15 protein-coding genes are annotated in these 15,714 nt (G+C 62.5%); 8 read left to right on the forward strand and 7 right to left on the reverse strand.

Annotation, left to right across the window (positions count from 1 at the left end):
• Positions 1 to 22 precede the first annotated feature (22 nt).
• On the forward strand, positions 23 to 1,396 hold the full coding sequence (locus VOI23_RS10755; RefSeq protein ID WP_323784793.1) for a glutamate--cysteine ligase: 1,374 nt from the start codon (positions 23 to 25) through the stop codon (positions 1,394 to 1,396).
• Positions 1,397 to 1,512: 116 nt separating this feature from the next.
• Positions 1,513 to 1,857 (forward strand): hypothetical protein, encoded by a 345-nt coding sequence (locus tag VOI23_RS10760; RefSeq protein ID WP_323784795.1) that lies wholly within the window; start codon positions 1,513 to 1,515, stop codon positions 1,855 to 1,857.
• Positions 1,858 to 1,945: 88 nt separating this feature from the next.
• Here the strand turns inward: VOI23_RS10760 and plsY are convergent, their stop codons facing one another.
• The 5 genes from plsY to VOI23_RS10785 all read right to left on the reverse strand — a co-directional run bounded on the left by plsY (position 1,946) and on the right by VOI23_RS10785 (position 5,935).
• The gene (plsY, locus tag VOI23_RS10765) at positions 1,946 to 2,551 is read right to left on the reverse strand and encodes a glycerol-3-phosphate 1-O-acyltransferase PlsY (protein WP_323784796.1); all 606 of its coding nucleotides are present in this window, start codon (positions 2,549 to 2,551) and stop codon (positions 1,946 to 1,948) included.
• Positions 2,551 to 3,831, reverse strand: coding sequence for a dihydroorotase (gene pyrC, locus VOI23_RS10770; RefSeq protein ID WP_323784797.1), 1,281 nt, complete (start codon positions 3,829 to 3,831; stop codon positions 2,551 to 2,553). The genes plsY and pyrC overlap by 1 nt, the downstream gene beginning before the upstream one ends.
• 147 nt (positions 3,832 to 3,978) lie before the next feature.
• The gene (locus tag VOI23_RS10775; RefSeq protein ID WP_323784798.1) at positions 3,979 to 4,419 is read right to left on the reverse strand and encodes a hypothetical protein; all 441 of its coding nucleotides are present in this window, start codon (positions 4,417 to 4,419) and stop codon (positions 3,979 to 3,981) included.
• Positions 4,416 to 4,982: a hypothetical protein gene (locus VOI23_RS10780; RefSeq protein ID WP_323784801.1), complete on the reverse strand. Its 567-nt coding sequence runs from the start codon at positions 4,980 to 4,982 to the stop codon at positions 4,416 to 4,418. The genes VOI23_RS10775 and VOI23_RS10780 overlap by 4 nt, the downstream gene beginning before the upstream one ends.
• Positions 4,979 to 5,935, reverse strand: coding sequence for an aspartate carbamoyltransferase catalytic subunit (locus VOI23_RS10785; RefSeq protein ID WP_323784802.1), 957 nt, complete (start codon positions 5,933 to 5,935; stop codon positions 4,979 to 4,981). The genes VOI23_RS10780 and VOI23_RS10785 overlap by 4 nt, the downstream gene beginning before the upstream one ends.
• Before the next feature lie 167 nt (positions 5,936 to 6,102).
• Here VOI23_RS10785 and VOI23_RS10790 point away from each other — a divergent pair, with 167 nt between their 5' ends.
• The 5 genes from VOI23_RS10790 to VOI23_RS10810 all read left to right on the forward strand — a co-directional run bounded on the left by VOI23_RS10790 (position 6,103) and on the right by VOI23_RS10810 (position 13,012).
• Positions 6,103 to 6,888: a uracil-DNA glycosylase gene (locus VOI23_RS10790; protein WP_323785001.1), complete on the forward strand. Its 786-nt coding sequence runs from the start codon at positions 6,103 to 6,105 to the stop codon at positions 6,886 to 6,888.
• Positions 6,888 to 7,508 carry a LysE family translocator gene (locus tag VOI23_RS10795; RefSeq protein ID WP_323785003.1) on the forward strand — a complete coding sequence of 207 codons (621 nt, stop codon included), beginning with the start codon at positions 6,888 to 6,890 and terminating at the stop codon, positions 7,506 to 7,508. The genes VOI23_RS10790 and VOI23_RS10795 overlap by 1 nt, the downstream gene beginning before the upstream one ends.
• Before the next feature lie 5 nt (positions 7,509 to 7,513).
• Positions 7,514 to 8,056, forward strand: coding sequence for a molybdenum cofactor biosynthesis protein B (gene moaB, locus VOI23_RS10800; RefSeq protein ID WP_323784803.1), 543 nt, complete (start codon positions 7,514 to 7,516; stop codon positions 8,054 to 8,056).
• 99 nt (positions 8,057 to 8,155) lie between these two features.
• Positions 8,156 to 9,613: an efflux RND transporter periplasmic adaptor subunit gene (locus VOI23_RS10805; protein WP_323784804.1), complete on the forward strand. Its 1,458-nt coding sequence runs from the start codon at positions 8,156 to 8,158 to the stop codon at positions 9,611 to 9,613.
• A gap of 3 nt (positions 9,614 to 9,616) precedes the next feature.
• Positions 9,617 to 13,012, forward strand: coding sequence for an efflux RND transporter permease subunit (locus VOI23_RS10810; protein WP_323784805.1), 3,396 nt, complete (start codon positions 9,617 to 9,619; stop codon positions 13,010 to 13,012).
• Between the two features lie 9 nt (positions 13,013 to 13,021).
• Here the strand turns inward: VOI23_RS10810 and VOI23_RS10815 are convergent, their stop codons facing one another.
• Positions 13,022 to 13,843 carry a protein-disulfide reductase DsbD domain-containing protein gene (locus VOI23_RS10815; RefSeq protein ID WP_323784806.1) on the reverse strand — a complete coding sequence of 274 codons (822 nt, stop codon included), beginning with the start codon at positions 13,841 to 13,843 and terminating at the stop codon, positions 13,022 to 13,024.
• Positions 13,844 to 13,996: 153 nt separating this feature from the next.
• On the opposite strand from VOI23_RS10815, the gene VOI23_RS10820 reads away from it, so the two are divergent.
• On the forward strand, positions 13,997 to 14,551 hold the full coding sequence (locus tag VOI23_RS10820) for a YqgE/AlgH family protein (RefSeq protein WP_323785004.1): 555 nt from the start codon (positions 13,997 to 13,999) through the stop codon (positions 14,549 to 14,551).
• A gap of 214 nt (positions 14,552 to 14,765) precedes the next feature.
• Here VOI23_RS10820 and VOI23_RS10825 read toward each other — a convergent pair whose 3' ends face one another.
• Complete coding sequence (locus VOI23_RS10825; RefSeq protein ID WP_323785005.1) at positions 14,766 to 15,713, reverse strand: L-threonylcarbamoyladenylate synthase; 948 nt, start codon at positions 15,711 to 15,713, stop codon at positions 14,766 to 14,768.
• Between the last annotated feature and the right edge of the window lies 1 nt (position 15,714).

Here is a 15,714-nt window from a genome sequence, read left to right on the forward strand (position 1 = left end):
GCAAGAAAGAGCGGAGCCAGACATGTCTATTCCCCAATCCGGCGGCGGGCCGATCGAACATCGCGACCAGCTGGCCGAATATCTTGCCTCGGGCTGTAAACCCGACGCCGATGACTGGCGCATCGGTACCGAGCACGAGAAATTCGGCTATTGCAAGGATGCGCAGAAGCCAATCCCCTATGACGGCGAACGCTCGATCCGGGCCGTTCTGGAAGGTCTGCGCGACCGCTATGGCTGGAACGAGGTGCTTGAAAGCGGCTACCTGATCGGGCTGGAAAAGGATGGCGCCAACGTGTCGCTGGAACCGGGCGGAGCGTTGGAACTGTCGGGGGCGCCGCTGGAAACCATCCACCAGACCTGCGACGAGGTGAACACCCACCTGCGTGAGGTCAAGGACATCGCCGACGAGATCGGCGTCGGTTTCATCGGGCTGGGCGCCGCGCCGGTCTGGACTCACGATCAGATGCCGCTGATGCCCAAGGGGCGCTACAAGCTGATGGACGCCTATATGGACAGGGTCGGCACCTCCGGCACCACGATGATGCGGCGTACCTGCACGGTGCAGGTGAACCTCGATTTCGGGTCCGAGGCCGACATGGTGCAGAAATTTCGCGTCGCACTGGCATTGCAGCCGGTGGCCACCGCGCTGTTTGCCAATTCGCCCTTCTTCGAGGGCAAGCCCAACGGCATGAAAAGCTATCGTTCCTGGGTCTGGCAGCATCTGGATCCGGCGCGCACCGGGATGCTGCCATTCGTCTTCGAGGATGGGTTCGGATTCGATCGCTATGTCGACTATGCCTTGGATGTGCCGATGTACTTCGTCTACCGCGACGGTAAATATATCGACGCGCTGGGTCAGTCGTTCCGTGATTTCATGAAGGGTGAACTGCCCGCGATGCCGGGGCAAACCCCGACCCTCAGCGACTGGGCAGATCATCTGACCACGATCTTCCCCGAAGCGCGGATCAAGCAATACATGGAAATGCGCGGCGCCGACGGCGGTCCGTGGCGGCGCATATGTGCGTTGCCGGCGTTCTGGACCGGGTTGATGTATGATCAATCCTCGCTCGACGCGGCCTGGGACCTGGTGAAATACTGGGATACTGAAACCCGCGAAGCCTGGCGCGTCGAGGCCGGTGTGCGCGGATTGCAGGCGATCGTCGGCGGTCGTCGGATGATCGACTTGGCGGCCGAGGTGTTGGATATTTCGCGCGCCGGTCTGAAGGCGCGGGCACGCCCGGGACTGGGCGGTATGGTGCAGGATGAACGCCATTTCCTGCACGCGCTGGAAGACAGTGTCGAAACCGGCAAGACCCCGGCGGACGAATTGCTGGAACATTATCACGGCGACTGGAATGGCGATCTGAGCCGGATTTACGCCGAATATTCGTACTGATTGGCCGGGCGACAGGGCGAAATCTGATTCTGATTTCTCCTTTGCGTTTTTTGATCCAAAGAACGCCTCGCCTTCTGGCGATGTGGTAATATGGCCTTTTCAGGGGGATTCTTGAGATGATGTTTCAAAAAACACGCCGGATTTTCATGGCCAGCCTTGCTGCTAGCCTGATCGCCGGCACGGCTTTCGCGCAGTCGGTTGAAGGAATGTATCGCGCAGAGGGGCGTAATCCCGATGGATCGACCTATACAGGCACCGTGATGGTGACAGACCGTGACGGATCGGTGCAGTTCAATTGGCAGGTTGGGAATTCGGCCTATGTGGGCACGGGCACGCGCAATGGCGATGTGATCTGGGTCGATTGGGGCAGCCAATACCCGGTGGTCTATGTGCGGATGCCGAGCGGTGAATTGCACGGCACTTGGCAGAATGGCACGGCGCTGGAACGGTTGATCCCCTGATTCCACCCCAGCCGGGCTTAAGCGGGGCGTTGCGCCCAACGCAGATTTCCCCGGGTTTCCCCGGGATATTTCTGAAACGAAGAAGCTTTTACTTCTGGCCGATCTTGGGTTCTGTCCCGGCGCGCAGCCGGACGATATTGGCACGGTGGGTCCACATGATCAGCAGGGTCAGCGCCGCGCCCAGAACCATAATCGTGCCATAGCCAAGCCCGAGCATCCAGATCGTGCTGAGTGCGGCGGCCACCAGCGCGGCAAAGGAAGAGGTCCGGGTGACCAGAGCGGTGACCGCCCATGTCGCGCAGCAGGCCAGCCCGACCGGCCATGCCAGTGCCAGCAGCAGGCCGAGGAACGTCGCTACGCCCTTGCCGCCCCTGAAGCCGAGCCAGACCGGGAAGCAATGACCGATAAAGGCGGCAAGGCCTGCCAGTTGTGCGGCGTCTTCGGCGGCCAGCGCACGCGCCAGCAACACCGCCGCCGCCCCCTTGCCACCATCCAGCAGCAGAGTGAGAAACGCGGCCCGCTTGTTGCCGGTGCGCAGCACATTGGTGGCCCCGATATTGCCCGATCCGATCTGGCGCAGATTTCCCAGACCCATCAGCCGGGCCATCAACAGGCCAAACGGGATCGACCCGAGCCCATAGCCGATCAGGGCCCAGAGCAGTAAAATCGAATAGGGGGAGGTCAGGTCAGCCATCAGTTTGCTCCAAACACCGCGTTGCCGCCGACATAGGTCGCCAACACCTTGCCCTGCATCCGTTGACCGTCAAACGGGGTGTTCTTGGATTTCGAGTGCAGTGTGAAACGGTCGAGGATGAACGGCGCGTCGGGGTCGAACAACACCAGATCGGCCGGCGCACCGGTGGCGAGCCGTCCGCCAGGCAGACCGAACCGTTTCGCCGGGTTGAGCGCCATCGCACGGAACAGTTGCGGCAGCGTCAGGTCGCCGGAATGGTATAGCCGCAACGCCGCCGGCAGCAGGGTTTCCAACCCGACCGCGCCGCTGGCGGCTTCCTCATAGGGCAGCCGTTTGCTTTCTTCGTCCTGTGGGGTATGAAACGAACTGATCGTGTCGATCAGCCCGTGGCGCAGCGCCTCGACGATGGCGAGCCGGTCGTCTTCGGACCTGAGCGGCGGCTTTACCTTGAAGAAGGTGCGGTAATCAGCGACGTCGAATTCATTCAGCGTCAAGTGATGGATCGAGGTGCCGGCGGTCACGTCCAGCCCGTTCTTCTTGGCCCGTTCCAGCGCGGGCAGGGCGCGGGCGGTGGTGATCTGGTCGAAATGATATTTCGCCTGCGTCATTTCCAGCAGCGCAATATCGCGGTCGATGCCCATCCGTTCGGCCATGGATGACACCGCCGGAAGACCCCGCAGCGATGCGAATTTACCGCTGGTGACCGCCGCGCCCAGTGAAAGGCCCGGATCCTGCGGATGGCCCATGACCAGAGCATCCAGACTGCGGGCATAGCTGAGCGCGCGCGACAGTACCTTGTTGTCGCTGACGACATGATCGCAATCGGTAAAGGCGACCGCCCCGGCATCGAGCAAAAATCCGATCTCGGTCATTTCGCGGCCCTGTCGGCCCTTGGTTAGCGCCGCCATCGGTACCACGTTGACCGGCGCGGCTTCATTGGCGCGGCGGGTGACGAATTCCAATGTTTCCGGGCTGTCGATGGCCGGAGCGGTGTCGGGGCGCGTGACCATCGTGGTGACGCCGCCGGCCGCAGCCGCCTGACCGGCAGATTTGAAGCTTTCCTTATGGCGTTCGCCAGGTTCGCAGACCTTTACCCCGATATCGACGATGCCGGGGGCCAGGTATTTGCCGCGCCCGTCGATCACCTGTGCGCCTTCGGGCACGGACAGTTCGGCACCATGACCGGCGATCATGCCGTCTTTGACCAGCAGCGAACCATGAGTGACGGCACCGGCTTCAGGGTCGATCAAGTGGACATCGGTGAACAGCAACGTTGTCATGGCGGGCTTCCTTGGGCGGCGGTGGGATGGGTATAGCCGGAGTTGGCCGGAAAGGGGAGGGGAATCATGCTGTTGCCGCCTGCTGGTAGCCACATTGACTGTCGCGCATCAGGCGATAAATCTCGGCTCCGTGGGCGTGCTGGCCGGTCAACTCCAGCCCCCGATTTGGGCCCGTTCAATCCGGGCGATGGTGTCGTCGCGGTTGGCTTGGAATTTCAGCATATGCTTGTCGCCTGAATGGGTGATCAGCTGCACCGCGCTGCCCTGCGTACGGATATGCTTGATTTCGGCCAACCGCAGATTGCGTCCCTGCGGCCCCAAAAGCCGGGTTTCGGTCAGGTCCCAGCGGGCCTTCAATTCGTCCGAAGCCAGGTAAAAGGCCCGCACCGCAACGGCAGCCAGCCCCCCTACCGCGCCGGTCCAGACATCCGGGTTGCCGATCGCCCAGAGGATCGTCATTCCCAGCGCCATTGCGCCGGCCGCCATCCAAGCGTGATCGCGCCAATAGGCCCCCCGGTCTGGCAGGAAACTGTGAAGGACGGATTCGCCGTCGTTCAGAGGTGTCGTCGGTATCATTTCCGGGATCATCCAAACGCCCCTTTCAGGCCCGCGATTATCGCCGCAATGGCCAGCGCAACGATCAGGATCGCCCCCCAGAACCAGCGCGGCAGCGCTGGGGGCGGACCGGCTGCCATTTCGCCCCCCGAGCCAAAGGCGGCCCGGCTGCGCAGCGGGGTGAATTCCAGTTCCGGCGGCTGTTCGTCCCAGGCTCCGATCAGCCGGACATGCGCGGCCGGGGCCAGCGTCACATGCTGGTTGTGAAAGGCCCGCGAATAAAGAATCATCACTGTGCCGTCCAGCGCCTCGATCCGGGTGCGGTCGTGGTCCAGAGCGGCTTCGGGCAAGCCATTGGCTTTGATCAGATAGTTGAACAGGCCAAACCCCGACAGATCCTCGACAGGGAATATCTCGATCCGGGTGGCATCAACCGCCGCAACGCCCAGAAGGTCGGCCAGCCGTCCTGCTGCCAGCCCCGGTTCTGCGACCTGCAGGATTTTCTGCAACCGGTCCCTTTCGACCTGATCCACGTCGAGGGAAAACAACCGCAGCCCCTTGCCTTCATCGGGCCGGACCTGCACCGGGTCGATCACACCATCACCTCTTTCCCGGCCCGCGCGGTGCGCAGGTTGCGCGCCAGCAGGTCCATCGCGGCCATCCGCACCGCCACGCCCATTTCCACCTGTTCCTGAATCACTGACCGGTTGATGTCGTCTGCGATGGTGCCGTCGATTTCGACGCCTCGGTTCATCGGCCCGGGATGCATCACGATGGCGTCGGGTTTCGCCACGGCCAGCTTTTCCGCATCAAGCCCGTAGCGGTGGTAATATTCGCGCTCGGACGGGATGAAACCGCCATCCATCCGTTCCTTCTGCAGCCGCAGCATCATCACCACATCGACGTCCTTCAGACCCTCTTTCATGTCGTGATAAACCTCGACCCCGAATTGATCGATTTGCGCCGGCATCAATGTGGGCGGACCGACCAGACGCACCCGGTTTTCCATCTTGCCCAGCAGGATCAGGTTCGACCGTGCCACACGGGAATGGGCGATGTCGCCGCAAATGGCGATGTTCAACCGGTGCAGCCGCCCCTTTGCACGCCGGATTGTCAGCGCGTCCAACAGCGCTTGGGTGGGGTGTTCATGGCGTCCGTCACCGGCGTTCAGCACAGCGCAATTCACCTTCTGCGCCAAAAGGTCCACTGCCCCCGAATGCGGATGGCGGACGACCAGAAGGTCGGGATGCATCGCGTTCAGTGTCAGCGCGGTATCTATCAGCGTCTCGCCCTTCTTGATCGAAGACGCCTGCATCGCCATGTTCATCACATCCGCGCCCAGCCGCTTGCCCGCCAGTTCGAAACTGGCCTGGGTGCGGGTGGAGTTCTCAAAAAACATGTTGATCTGGGTGAGGCCTGCCAGAGCGTCGGAATGTTTCATCTCGCGCCGGTTCAGATCAACATATTGATCTGCCAGATCCAGCACTGCGGTGATTTCTGACGGATGCAAGGGCTCGATCCCCAGAAGATGCTTCTGCGTGAATGTCATCGATCCCTCCATGGCGGCATTGCACCGCTTATAAAAACCCGCCTCTCCCCCCGCAAGCCTTCGCGTTTCATCTTGGCGAAAATACCCCTTGGGTGAATGCGCGCCCCGCGCGCAGAGGGGACAGCGCCCCCTTCCCCCCGCCCGCCGCAGGCGATAGCGTGGCGGCTATGGAATCGGCATTGGATTATGACACCGCCAAGGCGCTGCTGGAATGGCAGGTCGAACTGGGCGCGGACGAAGCGCTGAGCGAAGCGCCGGTGAATCGGTACGCGCTCGATGCAGAGCGGCCAAAATCCAGGGCGCAGTCAAAGGCGCCGCCCACCGCAGCGGCCAAACCGGCCGAAATCGACGCGGTTCAGGCCGCCCGGGCGGCCGCAAACGCGGCGCAGGATCTGGCAGGGTTGCGTGCCGCATTGCAGGAATTCGAACATTGCGATCTCAAGCGCGGCGCGAAGCAGATGGTCTTTGCCGATGGCAACCCGGCAGCGCGGGTGATGATCATCGGCGAAGCACCGGGGCGCGACGAAGATCGCATCGGCCAGCCTTTCGTTGGTGCGGCAGGGCACTTGTTGGACCGGATGCTGGCCGCGATCGGTCTTGACCGGAAATCAGATGATGCGGCCAGCGCAGTCTACATCACCAATGTTCTGCCGTGGCGACCGCCGCAGAATCGCGACCCGAAACCGGATGAAATAGCTTTGCTGTTGCCATTCCTGACCCGCCATGTGGCATTGGCCGGTCCCGATATCGTGATCCTGATGGGAAATATCAGCTGCGAGGCCGGGCTGGGCAAACGTGGCATCACACGGCTGCGCGGGCACTGGGCCGAAGCCTTTGGCAGGCCCGCTTTGCCGATGTTCCATCCTGCCTACCTATTGCGCACCCCACAGGCCAAACGCGAAGCATGGGCCGACCTGTTGGAACTGAAGGCCCGGCTGGAGCGCAAATCGTGATCGTTGATCCACTGACCCTGTTGGCCTTCATTCCCGCCGCGCTGGCGCTGAACCTGACCCCGGGGGCGGATATGCTGTTTTGCTTGGGGCAGGGGGTGCGATCGGGACCCAAAGCCGCCGTAGCCGCCAGCGCTGGCATTTCCGCCGGGGCCTTTATTCATGCCGCCGCCGCAGGGCTGGGGCTGGGGGCCCTGATCGCGGCACTGCCTTGGGCGTTTGATGCGATCCGGTGGGTCGGCGTGGCCTATCTGCTTTGGTTGGCGCTGCAATCGCTGCGCGGCGGGACGCAAAGTGCCGGTGTGGTCGCCAGCCGGGCGGCGCGGGCGTTCGGCGACGGGCTGGCGGTGAACCTGACCAATGCCAAGGTTATCCTGTTCGTGCTGGCCTTCGTGCCGCAATTCGTCATCCCTGCGAACGGTAGCATTCTGGCGCAGTTCCTGATCTTTGGCATGGTCCTGTCGCTGGGTGGGTTTATTATCAACGCAGCCGTGGGGCTGTTCGCTGGTGGCATTGGTCGGCGCTTGACCGGCAGCCCGGTTTTTGCCCTTTGGCTGGGACGGATCAGCGCCGGTATCTTCGCCGGGTTAGCGCTGCGCCTGGCGCTTCTGCAAAAAGGATAAAAGCGATGTCGCCCATCGACGAAAGCAAAGAATTCATCCCCGTCCGCATCGCGGTTCTGACCGTGTCGGATAGCCGTGGCCTGGCCGAGGACCGGTCCGGCGACACGCTGGTCGGGCGGATCGAAGGCGCCGGCCATATCCTGGCCGACCGCAAAATTCTGCCCGACGAACGGGATCAGATCGCCGATCAACTGCGCGCGTGGATCGCAGACAAGGACGTCGATGTCATCCTGTCGACCGGCGGTACCGGATTGACCGGACGCGACGTGACCGTCGAGGCGCATCGCGACGTCTACGAAAAGGAAATCGAAGCCTTCGGCACGGTTTTCACCATCGTTTCGATGCAAAAGATCGGTACCAGCGCGGTCCAAAGCCGCGCCACCGGCGGCGTGGCGGGGGGCACCTATCTGTTCGCGTTGCCCGGCAGCACCGGCGCCTGCAAGGACGCCTGGGATGAAATCTTGCGCTACCAGCTGGATTACCGCCATCTGCCGTGTAATTTCGTCGAAATTTTTCCACGACTGGAAGAACATAAACGACGGAAATAACAATTCACTGCGTAAGATGCTTAATGTCTTGGTTTTACCGCCCGACCGACTAGGTTGTGCGGCGACAGGTCGGTTTGACCTTTGTGCAAGGAACTGAAGATGCGATTTCTGCGTCAAAGCATGATGGGGCTGTTCTTGTTCGCCCTCACGCTGGGATTGGTTTTCTATGCCGGATCGATGGTCCGTGATGCCATAGACGAGCGGTTGTCGCGTGACGCGCGTAAACCGCAGGTGCGCGAACGTGTGTTCAGCGTGGCGGTGGTGACGGCGGCCCCGCAAACGGTGACCCCGGTGTTGCAGGCGTTCGGTCAGATCGAAAGTCGCCGGTCATTGCAAATCCGTTCCGCCGTGCCGGGCACGGTGATCGAGCTGGCAGAGAATTTCGAAGAAGGCGGGGCGGTAACCGCAGGACAGATCCTGCTCAGGATTGATCCTGCCGATGCCGATGCGGCATTGCAACGGTCCGGGGCTGATTTGCTGGACGCCGAAGCGGAAATCCGCGATGCCGAACGCGGCCTGCAACTGGCGCGGGATGAATTGGCGGCGGCGCGGGAACAGGCAGATCTGCGTCAGCGCGCCTTTGAACGTCAAAAGGGACTGGCCGAACGCGGTGTGGTCACCGAAACAGCGGTGGAAACCGCCGAACTGGCCGCGTCTTCGGCGCGGCAATCGGTGGTGACAAGACGGCAAGCGCTGGCGCAGGCCGAAGCCCGGGTCGACAAGGCGAAAACGTCGCTGCAACGGGCGCGGATCGCCCGGGACGAAGCCCAGCGGCTGCGCGATGAAACCGAGGTGCGGGCCGAGTTTTCCGGCACGCTCAGCGATGTGTCGGCGGTCGCCGGTGGATTGATCGGCGGCAATGAAAAGCTGGCCGATCTGATTGATGGCGATGCGCTGGAAGTCGTTTTCCGCGTCTCGACCAGCCAATATGCCCGGCTGCTGGGCACGCAGGGCGCTTTGCTGCCTGCGCCGGTACGGGTGACGCTGGATGTCAGCGGCGTTGATCTGAGCAGCAGCGGCGTCCTTTCCCGGGCCAGCGCGGCGGTGGGCGAAGGTCAGACCGGGCGCTTGGTCTTCGCCTCGCTGGACAGCCCGCGCGGCATGAAACCGGGCGATTTCGTCACCGTTGCGGTCGAAGAACCCGAATTGCAAAACGTGGTACGGTTGCCCTCCAAGGCGCTGGCCGCCGATGGCACCGTCCTGGTGCTGGGCGAAGGCGACCGGCTGGAAACACTCCCGGTAACGCTGCTGCGGCGGCAGGGCGATGATATTCTGATCCGCGCCCCGGGGCTGGGCGGGCGGTCCGTGGTGCGCGAACGCACACCGCTGCTGGGGGCCGGGATCAAGGTGCGGCCGTTGCAACCTGAAGCGGCTAATCAGGTGGCTGAACCCGAAATGGTGGACCTGAACCCCGAAAAACGTGCCCGGCTGGTGGCCTTTGTCGAGGCCAACAAATTCATGCCCGACGATGTCAAAACCCGGATCCTGACCGCGCTGCAGGCACCGCAGGTTCCGGCGCAGATGGTACAGCGGCTCGAATCCCGGATGGGGGGCTAACCCGTGGTGCGCGCAATCCCGCAGGCGGCGGGTGGCATCCTGTCCTATTTCACCCGTCACCGCACGGCGGCCAACCTGTTGCTGGTGGTGCTGCTGGTTCTGGGCATGGCGGCGGTGCCCCGGATGCGGGCGCAATTCTTCCCCGATGTGGTCGTCGATGATGTCTCGGTTTCGGTCAAATGGGACGGGGCCGGGGCAGAAGATGTCGATACTGCCATCGTTCAGCTTCTGGAACCGGCACTACTGACGGTTGAGGGCGTCGAAAGCAGCGAAAGCGCCAGCCGCGAAGGCCGCGCCAACATCTCGCTGAGTTTCGAACCGGGCTGGGACATGAGCCGGGCCGCCGATGACGTGCAGGCGGCGGTGGACGCGGTAACCTCGCTGCCCGACGACGCCGAAGATCCCCAGGTCACGCGCGGGGCGTGGCGCGACCGGGTTACGGACGTTGTGATTACCGGCCCGGTGGAACCGCGCCAATTGGGGCTTTTTGCCGATGAATTCGTCGCCCGGCTGTTCAGTGTCGGGGTGACAAGGACCACCATTCGCGGCGTTGCCGCGTCCGAGACTTTGGTGGAAATCCCCTCGGTCAATCTGATCGCCCATGATATCACTATTCAACAAATCGCCGGAGCCATCGCCGAAGAAGTGGCCGCAGATCCGGCGGGCGACGTGACCGGGGCGAATGCCCGCGTCCGCACCGGCGTGGAAAAACGCAGCCCTGCTCAGATCGCGGCGATCGTGCTGCGCTCGAACGAAGACGGATCAACATTGACCGTGGGCGATGTGGCTCGGGTCGAAATTTTGGGCTCGGATCGCAGCCGTAGTTATTTTGTCGGTGAAAATCCCGGCGTTTCGGTCCGGATTGACCGGTCCGCCGCAGGTGACGCGATCAAGATTCAGCATCAGGTGGAACAGGTCGCCGAAGAACTGCAGGCGACCCTGCCCGAAGGCGTCAGTATCGATTTGATCCGCACCCGTGCCGAAGCGATCAGCGGGCGGTTGAATATCCTGCTCGATAACGGGCTGATGGGGCTGGGACTGGTGGTGGCGCTGCTGTTCCTGTTTCTCAATGCCAGAACCGCGTTTTGGGTGGCGGCGGGTATTCCGGTGTCGATGCTGTCGGCAATCGCGTTGATGTACATGTTCGGCCTGACCCTGAACATGATCAGCCTGTTTGCCCTGATCATTACGCTGGGCATCGTGGTGGATGATGCCATTGTGGTGGGCGAACATGCCGATGCGCGGTTGCGTAAATATGGCGAAGGTCCGCTGGGGGCCGCCGAAAACGCTGCCCGTAAAATGGCAATGCCGGTGTTTTCCGCGACGTTGACCACGATTATCGCCTTTTTTGGCCTGACCGCGATTAGCGGTCGGTTCGGTGATTTGATCGGGGATATCCCGTTTACGGTGATCGCTGTTCTGCTGGCGTCGCTGGTTGAATGCTTTCTGATCTTGCCCAACCACATGTCCCATGCGCTGGCCCATCAGCACAAAGACCACTGGTATGATTGGCCGTCGCGCATGGTCAATCGCGGGTTTCGCTGGCTGCGTGATCACCTGTTTCGGCCTCTGACCGCGCTGATCGTCCGGGCCCGGTACCCGGTTTTGGCCGGAACGCTGCTGATCCTGTCCAGTCAGATCGCCCTGTTTGCCAGTGGCGATGTCACATGGCGGTTTTTCAATGCGCCCGAACGCAGTTCGGTCACCGGTAATTTTGCCATGCTGCCGGGCGCGTCCCGTGACGATACGCTGGCGATGATGCGCGAAATGCAGCGCGCGGTGGACGAGGTCGGCACCCGCTACGAAGAAAAATACGGACGTAACCCGGTCGATTACGTGGTGGCAGAGATTGGTGGCAATTCCGGGCGACCGCTGCCCGGGGCCGATAACAAGGATGCCGACCTGTTGGGCGGGATCGCGATCGAACTGATCGATGCGGATCTGCGGCCCTATTCGGGTTTTGCCTTCGTGGCTGATTTGCAGGATGAGGTCCGCCAGCATCCGCTGGCCGAGGTGGTCAGCTTCCGGGGCTGGCGCTCGGGGCCCGGCGGCGATGCGCTGGATGTGCAATTCTTCGGGGCCGATGCGGCGGTGCTGAAACGGGCCAGCGAAGCGTTGCAAACGGCGCTGGTCCGCTATCCGGAGGTTTCGGCGGTCGAAGACAACCTGTCCTATGACAAGGAAGAGCTGATCCTTGATCTGACCCCGCAGGGGCAGGCGCTGGGTTTTACCATCGACAGTCTGGGCCGGGTTTTGCGTCACCGTTTGAACGGGCTGGAGGCCGCGACCTATCCCGATGGGCCGCGCAGTGCCTCGATCCGGGTCGAACTGCCTGCCGATGAACTGACTGCTGATTTTCTCGACCGGATGCAACTGCGCAGCAGTAGCGGCATTTACGTGCCGCTTTCGGATATTGTAACCGTGGTTTCGCGCAGCGGCTTTTCCACCGTGCGGCGCGAAAATGGTATCCGGCTTATTTCTGTCACCGGCGACATTTCCGAAGACGATCCGGTCCGCGCGGCCGAAATCACAACAGCGCTGGGCGACGAAATCCTGCCCGAGATTGCCAGCAATCTGCAGGTGGAATGGCGGCTGTCGGGCCTGTCCGAACAAGAAGACAGTTTTTTGCAGGATGCGCAGACCGGCCTGATCCTGTGCCTGACCGGCATTTATCTGGTGCTGGCGTGGGTATTTGCCAGCTGGACCCGGCCTTTGGTGGTGATGGCGATCATCCCCTTCGGTCTGGTGGGGGCGATTTGGGGTCACTACCTCTGGGATGTTCCGCTCTCTATGTTCTCTGTCGTCGGGCTGTTGGGGATGACCGGAATCATCATCAACGATTCCATCGTTCTGGTCACCACAATCGACGAATATGCCGAAGACCGGGGGCTGATCCCGTCAATCATCGACGGCACCGCAGATCGTCTGCGCCCGGTGATCCTGACCACCCTGACCACGGTTCTGGGGCTGGCACCGTTGCTTTACGAGTCCTCGCAACAGGCGCAATTCCTGCGCCCGACGGTGATCACGCTGGTCTATGGTCTGGGGTTTGGCATGTTGCTGGTACTGTTGGTGGTGCCGGCGCTGATCGCGGCGCAAAGCGATGTCCGGCGGCAAATCAATGCGCTGCGGCACGCAGTGCGGGTTGCCGGGCTGCGGCTGCCGGTCCTCGGGGCTGCGGCCGGTCTGTTGGCCTGGCTCGGACTAAGCCTGCTCTGGCCGATCTGGCAGGGTGCTGCGCATCCGGTTCTGACCCGGGCAGTCCCGGCACTGGAAAACCTGCCCCCGGTCGCTACCGGTCTGGGGCTGTTCCTGTCCGGTGCTGCGCTGTTGGTGCTGGTGGTGTATGCGGTGTCCGCCACGGTGCTGGCGCTGCGGCTGCGCCGCGCCCGCAGCTAACCGGGGGGCTCAGGGCGCGGGGCAGCCCTGAATGTCCACCGCCCTGTCGCTGCCCAGCACGGTGATACGAATCCCCGACCGGTCCAGCGCGAAGCCGCCACCTTCGACATGCATCATTTCGGTTTGAACATGCAGCATATCGCCCCGGCGCCGGGTTACTGCCTCGGCCACCCACACTTCGGGATTGGCGGTTTCCACCACCGCATATTCGGTGCCGCCGGTCGAGGGCAGCAGGAAATCGGCGCTCAGCGAAAGCCCGTCAGCGGTCACCGAGACAGAGCAGGTGATCCGGCCCAGCCCGGCATCGCGCCCGGCAACCGGACGATCCGCCAACGCGGCACTGATCTGCGGATCGCGCCGTGCCGATCCGGGGGGCAGCGCGGCATCGAACATCAATTCGGCCGGGACGCAGATATCCTTGCAAATTCCGATCTGGAGACGCCCGCGCAAGCTGATCGGTGCGTCCGGGCTCTCGGGCGTCAGGATGATCGGCAGAATCACATCGTCGCGATACCCGACAGACCGCATTCCGTTTTGCGAAAATACATGCGGTGTTGGCCATTCCGGCACCATGGCCGACAGGTTGCGCGATCCGTTCAGTTCGATCAGGGGCGGGATGCCGGCATCGCCGGGCGCACGCCAATAGGTTTTCCAGCCGGGCGGCAGGGTGATATGCAATCCGACCACCCGGGTGCCGTCGGCACGGTCCCATCCGGGCAAAACCTCCAGCTGCGCCAATGTGGGCACTGTACCCTCGGCAAGCGCGGATTGTGCGACAGGTATGGACAATGCGGTTATCGCGGCAAGGCTGAATAAAAAACGTCTGATCATTCTTCAGACATGGGACATAAAGCCGATTTTGCCAACTCACTTTCCGGCGAGCATAGAGTGAATTGCGGCGTGATGTGTTTTTTTATCAATGAGGTGCTGGACCGCGTCCCGGGCAGTACCTATCCTTATACTATCAGCATTCCGGAATATGACATGGATTTGACGGGACAATTATTGATCGCAATGCCGGGCATGGGCGATCCGCGCTTTGACCATGCGGTGGTCCTGATCTGCGCCCATTCCGATGATGGGGCGATGGGATTGATCGTCAACAAGCCGACCGAGGAGGTTGCGCTGAAGGACATGCTGGAACAGCTGTCGATTGACAGCGGCGCCAACACGCCCGAAATCGGTGTGCATTTCGGCGGGCCGGTCGAAACCGGTCGTGGCTTCGTGTTGCACAGCCTTGATTACGTCTCTTCGCTCAATACGTTGCGGGTGGCTGATTCATATGGTCTGACCGCGACGCTGGATGTGCTGGAAGAACTGGCCGAGGGGCGCGGGCCAGAGAAGGTGCTGCTGGCTCTGGGCTATGCGGGTTGGGGGCCGGGACAGCTGGAAAGCGAAATCGCACAGAATGGCTGGCTGACCTGCGCTGCGGCCAGCGAGTTGATCTTTGCCACAAAGGATGCGGCGAAATGGGACGCGGCCCTGCACAGTATCGGTGTCGACGCGCTGCTGCTTTCGGCCGACGCTGGCCGGGCCTGACCTGATTGAGCGCCCAAGGCGCGCGCAGGTTTGTCTCGTCTCCGGCCTTTGGCCTCCGTCTCGGGAATGCCTCTGGCGGGAGTATTTCGACCAAGATGAAATCACAAGGCTCTGTTTCTTCTTGGGTGAAATACTTCGGGGGTTTGGGGGCTGGCCCCCAATTCGCGCGTAGCGCCAGACCTGCCTGCGGATCACGCGCAGTCCTTTTAACAGATCAGCGTGGCGCGGCGGCGCGGCGCAACCGGTCATTGATGGCACGGCCCAGGCCGGTTTCGGGGATCGGCGAGACCGCGATGCCGTTCGGGTTCAGCGCATCGAGCGCATGCAGGTGGCCAAAAAGATTTGCCGCCGCTTCGGTCAAATCGCCGGTTGCGGACAGGTTCAGCGCGCAATCCACGGCTCCGAAACCCAGCAGGATTTCACCGTCTTTCAGTTCGGTCGCGTTCAGGCGGACGCTGGCGCCCGGCGCGTAATGCGAACGCAGCTGGCCCGGGGCGCTGATCGGGCCGTCCGGTGACGGGTGTTCCAGCGGCTGGCCCAGGACAGCCTCGATCTCTTCGCCCGGGACCCCGCCGGGGCGCAGCAATGTCGGGCGCCCGGTCAGGCCAACGATCGTCGATTCCACCCCGACCGGACAGGCGCCGCCGTCGACCACCGCGTCGATCTTGCCCGACAATCCGTCCAGAACGTGGCGTGCCTCGGTCGGGCTGATCCGGCCCGACGGATTGGCCGAAGGTGCCGCGACCGGTCCACCGAAACGCTGCAGCAGTCTGCGGGCCAGCGGGTGGGCCGGAACCCGCACGGCCAGGCTGGGTAAATCTGCGGTCACCAGTGGTGAAAGGCCGGCCTCTGGCCGCAATGGCAGGATCAGGGTCAGCGGGCCGGGCCAGAACGCATCGGCCAGCTTCTGGGCCATGTCCGGCCATGCAACGTAAAGTTGAGCGTCTTTGGCGTCGGCCAAGTGGACAATCAGCGGGTTGAAGCGTGGTCGCCCCTTGGCCTCGAAGATTCGGGCCACGGCCATGTCGTTGCGCGCGTCGGCAGCCAGCCCGTAAACCGTTTCGGTGGGCATTGCGACCAGCCCGCCTGCGGAAAGGATTTCTGCTGCGCGGGACAATCCGGCGGGGTCATCGCCAAGCAGTTCGGTTCGGGCGGTAATCATG

The organism is Thalassovita sp., from assembly GCF_034670005.1.
Classification (GTDB): Bacteria; Pseudomonadota; Alphaproteobacteria; order Rhodobacterales; family Rhodobacteraceae; genus Thalassobius.

Excerpts from the sequence above, each read along its gene's own strand:
- VOI23_RS10755 (WP_323784793.1), top strand. The coding sequence starts at position 23 with ATGTCTATTCCCCAATCCGGCGGCGGGCCGATCGAACATCGCGACCAG.
- VOI23_RS10760 (WP_323784795.1), top strand. The coding sequence starts at position 1,513 with ATGATGTTTCAAAAAACACGCCGGATTTTCATGGCCAGCCTTGCTGCT.
- plsY (WP_323784796.1), bottom strand. The coding sequence starts at position 2,551 with ATGGCTGACCTGACCTCCCCCTATTCGATTTTACTGCTCTGGGCCCTG.
- pyrC (WP_323784797.1), bottom strand. The coding sequence starts at position 3,831 with ATGACAACGTTGCTGTTCACCGATGTCCACTTGATCGACCCTGAAGCC.
- VOI23_RS10775 (WP_323784798.1), bottom strand. The coding sequence starts at position 4,419 with ATGATCCCGGAAATGATACCGACGACACCTCTGAACGACGGCGAATCC.
- VOI23_RS10785 (WP_323784802.1), bottom strand. The coding sequence starts at position 5,935 with ATGACATTCACGCAGAAGCATCTTCTGGGGATCGAGCCCTTGCATCCG.
- VOI23_RS10790 (WP_323785001.1), top strand. The coding sequence starts at position 6,103 with ATGGAATCGGCATTGGATTATGACACCGCCAAGGCGCTGCTGGAATGG.
- moaB (WP_323784803.1), top strand. The coding sequence starts at position 7,514 with ATGTCGCCCATCGACGAAAGCAAAGAATTCATCCCCGTCCGCATCGCG.
- VOI23_RS10805 (WP_323784804.1), top strand. The coding sequence starts at position 8,156 with ATGCGATTTCTGCGTCAAAGCATGATGGGGCTGTTCTTGTTCGCCCTC.
- VOI23_RS10815 (WP_323784806.1), bottom strand. The coding sequence starts at position 13,843 with ATGATCAGACGTTTTTTATTCAGCCTTGCCGCGATAACCGCATTGTCC.
- VOI23_RS10820 (WP_323785004.1), top strand. The coding sequence starts at position 13,997 with ATGGATTTGACGGGACAATTATTGATCGCAATGCCGGGCATGGGCGAT.
- VOI23_RS10825 (WP_323785005.1), bottom strand. The coding sequence starts at position 15,713 with ATGATTACCGCCCGAACCGAACTGCTTGGCGATGACCCCGCCGGATTG.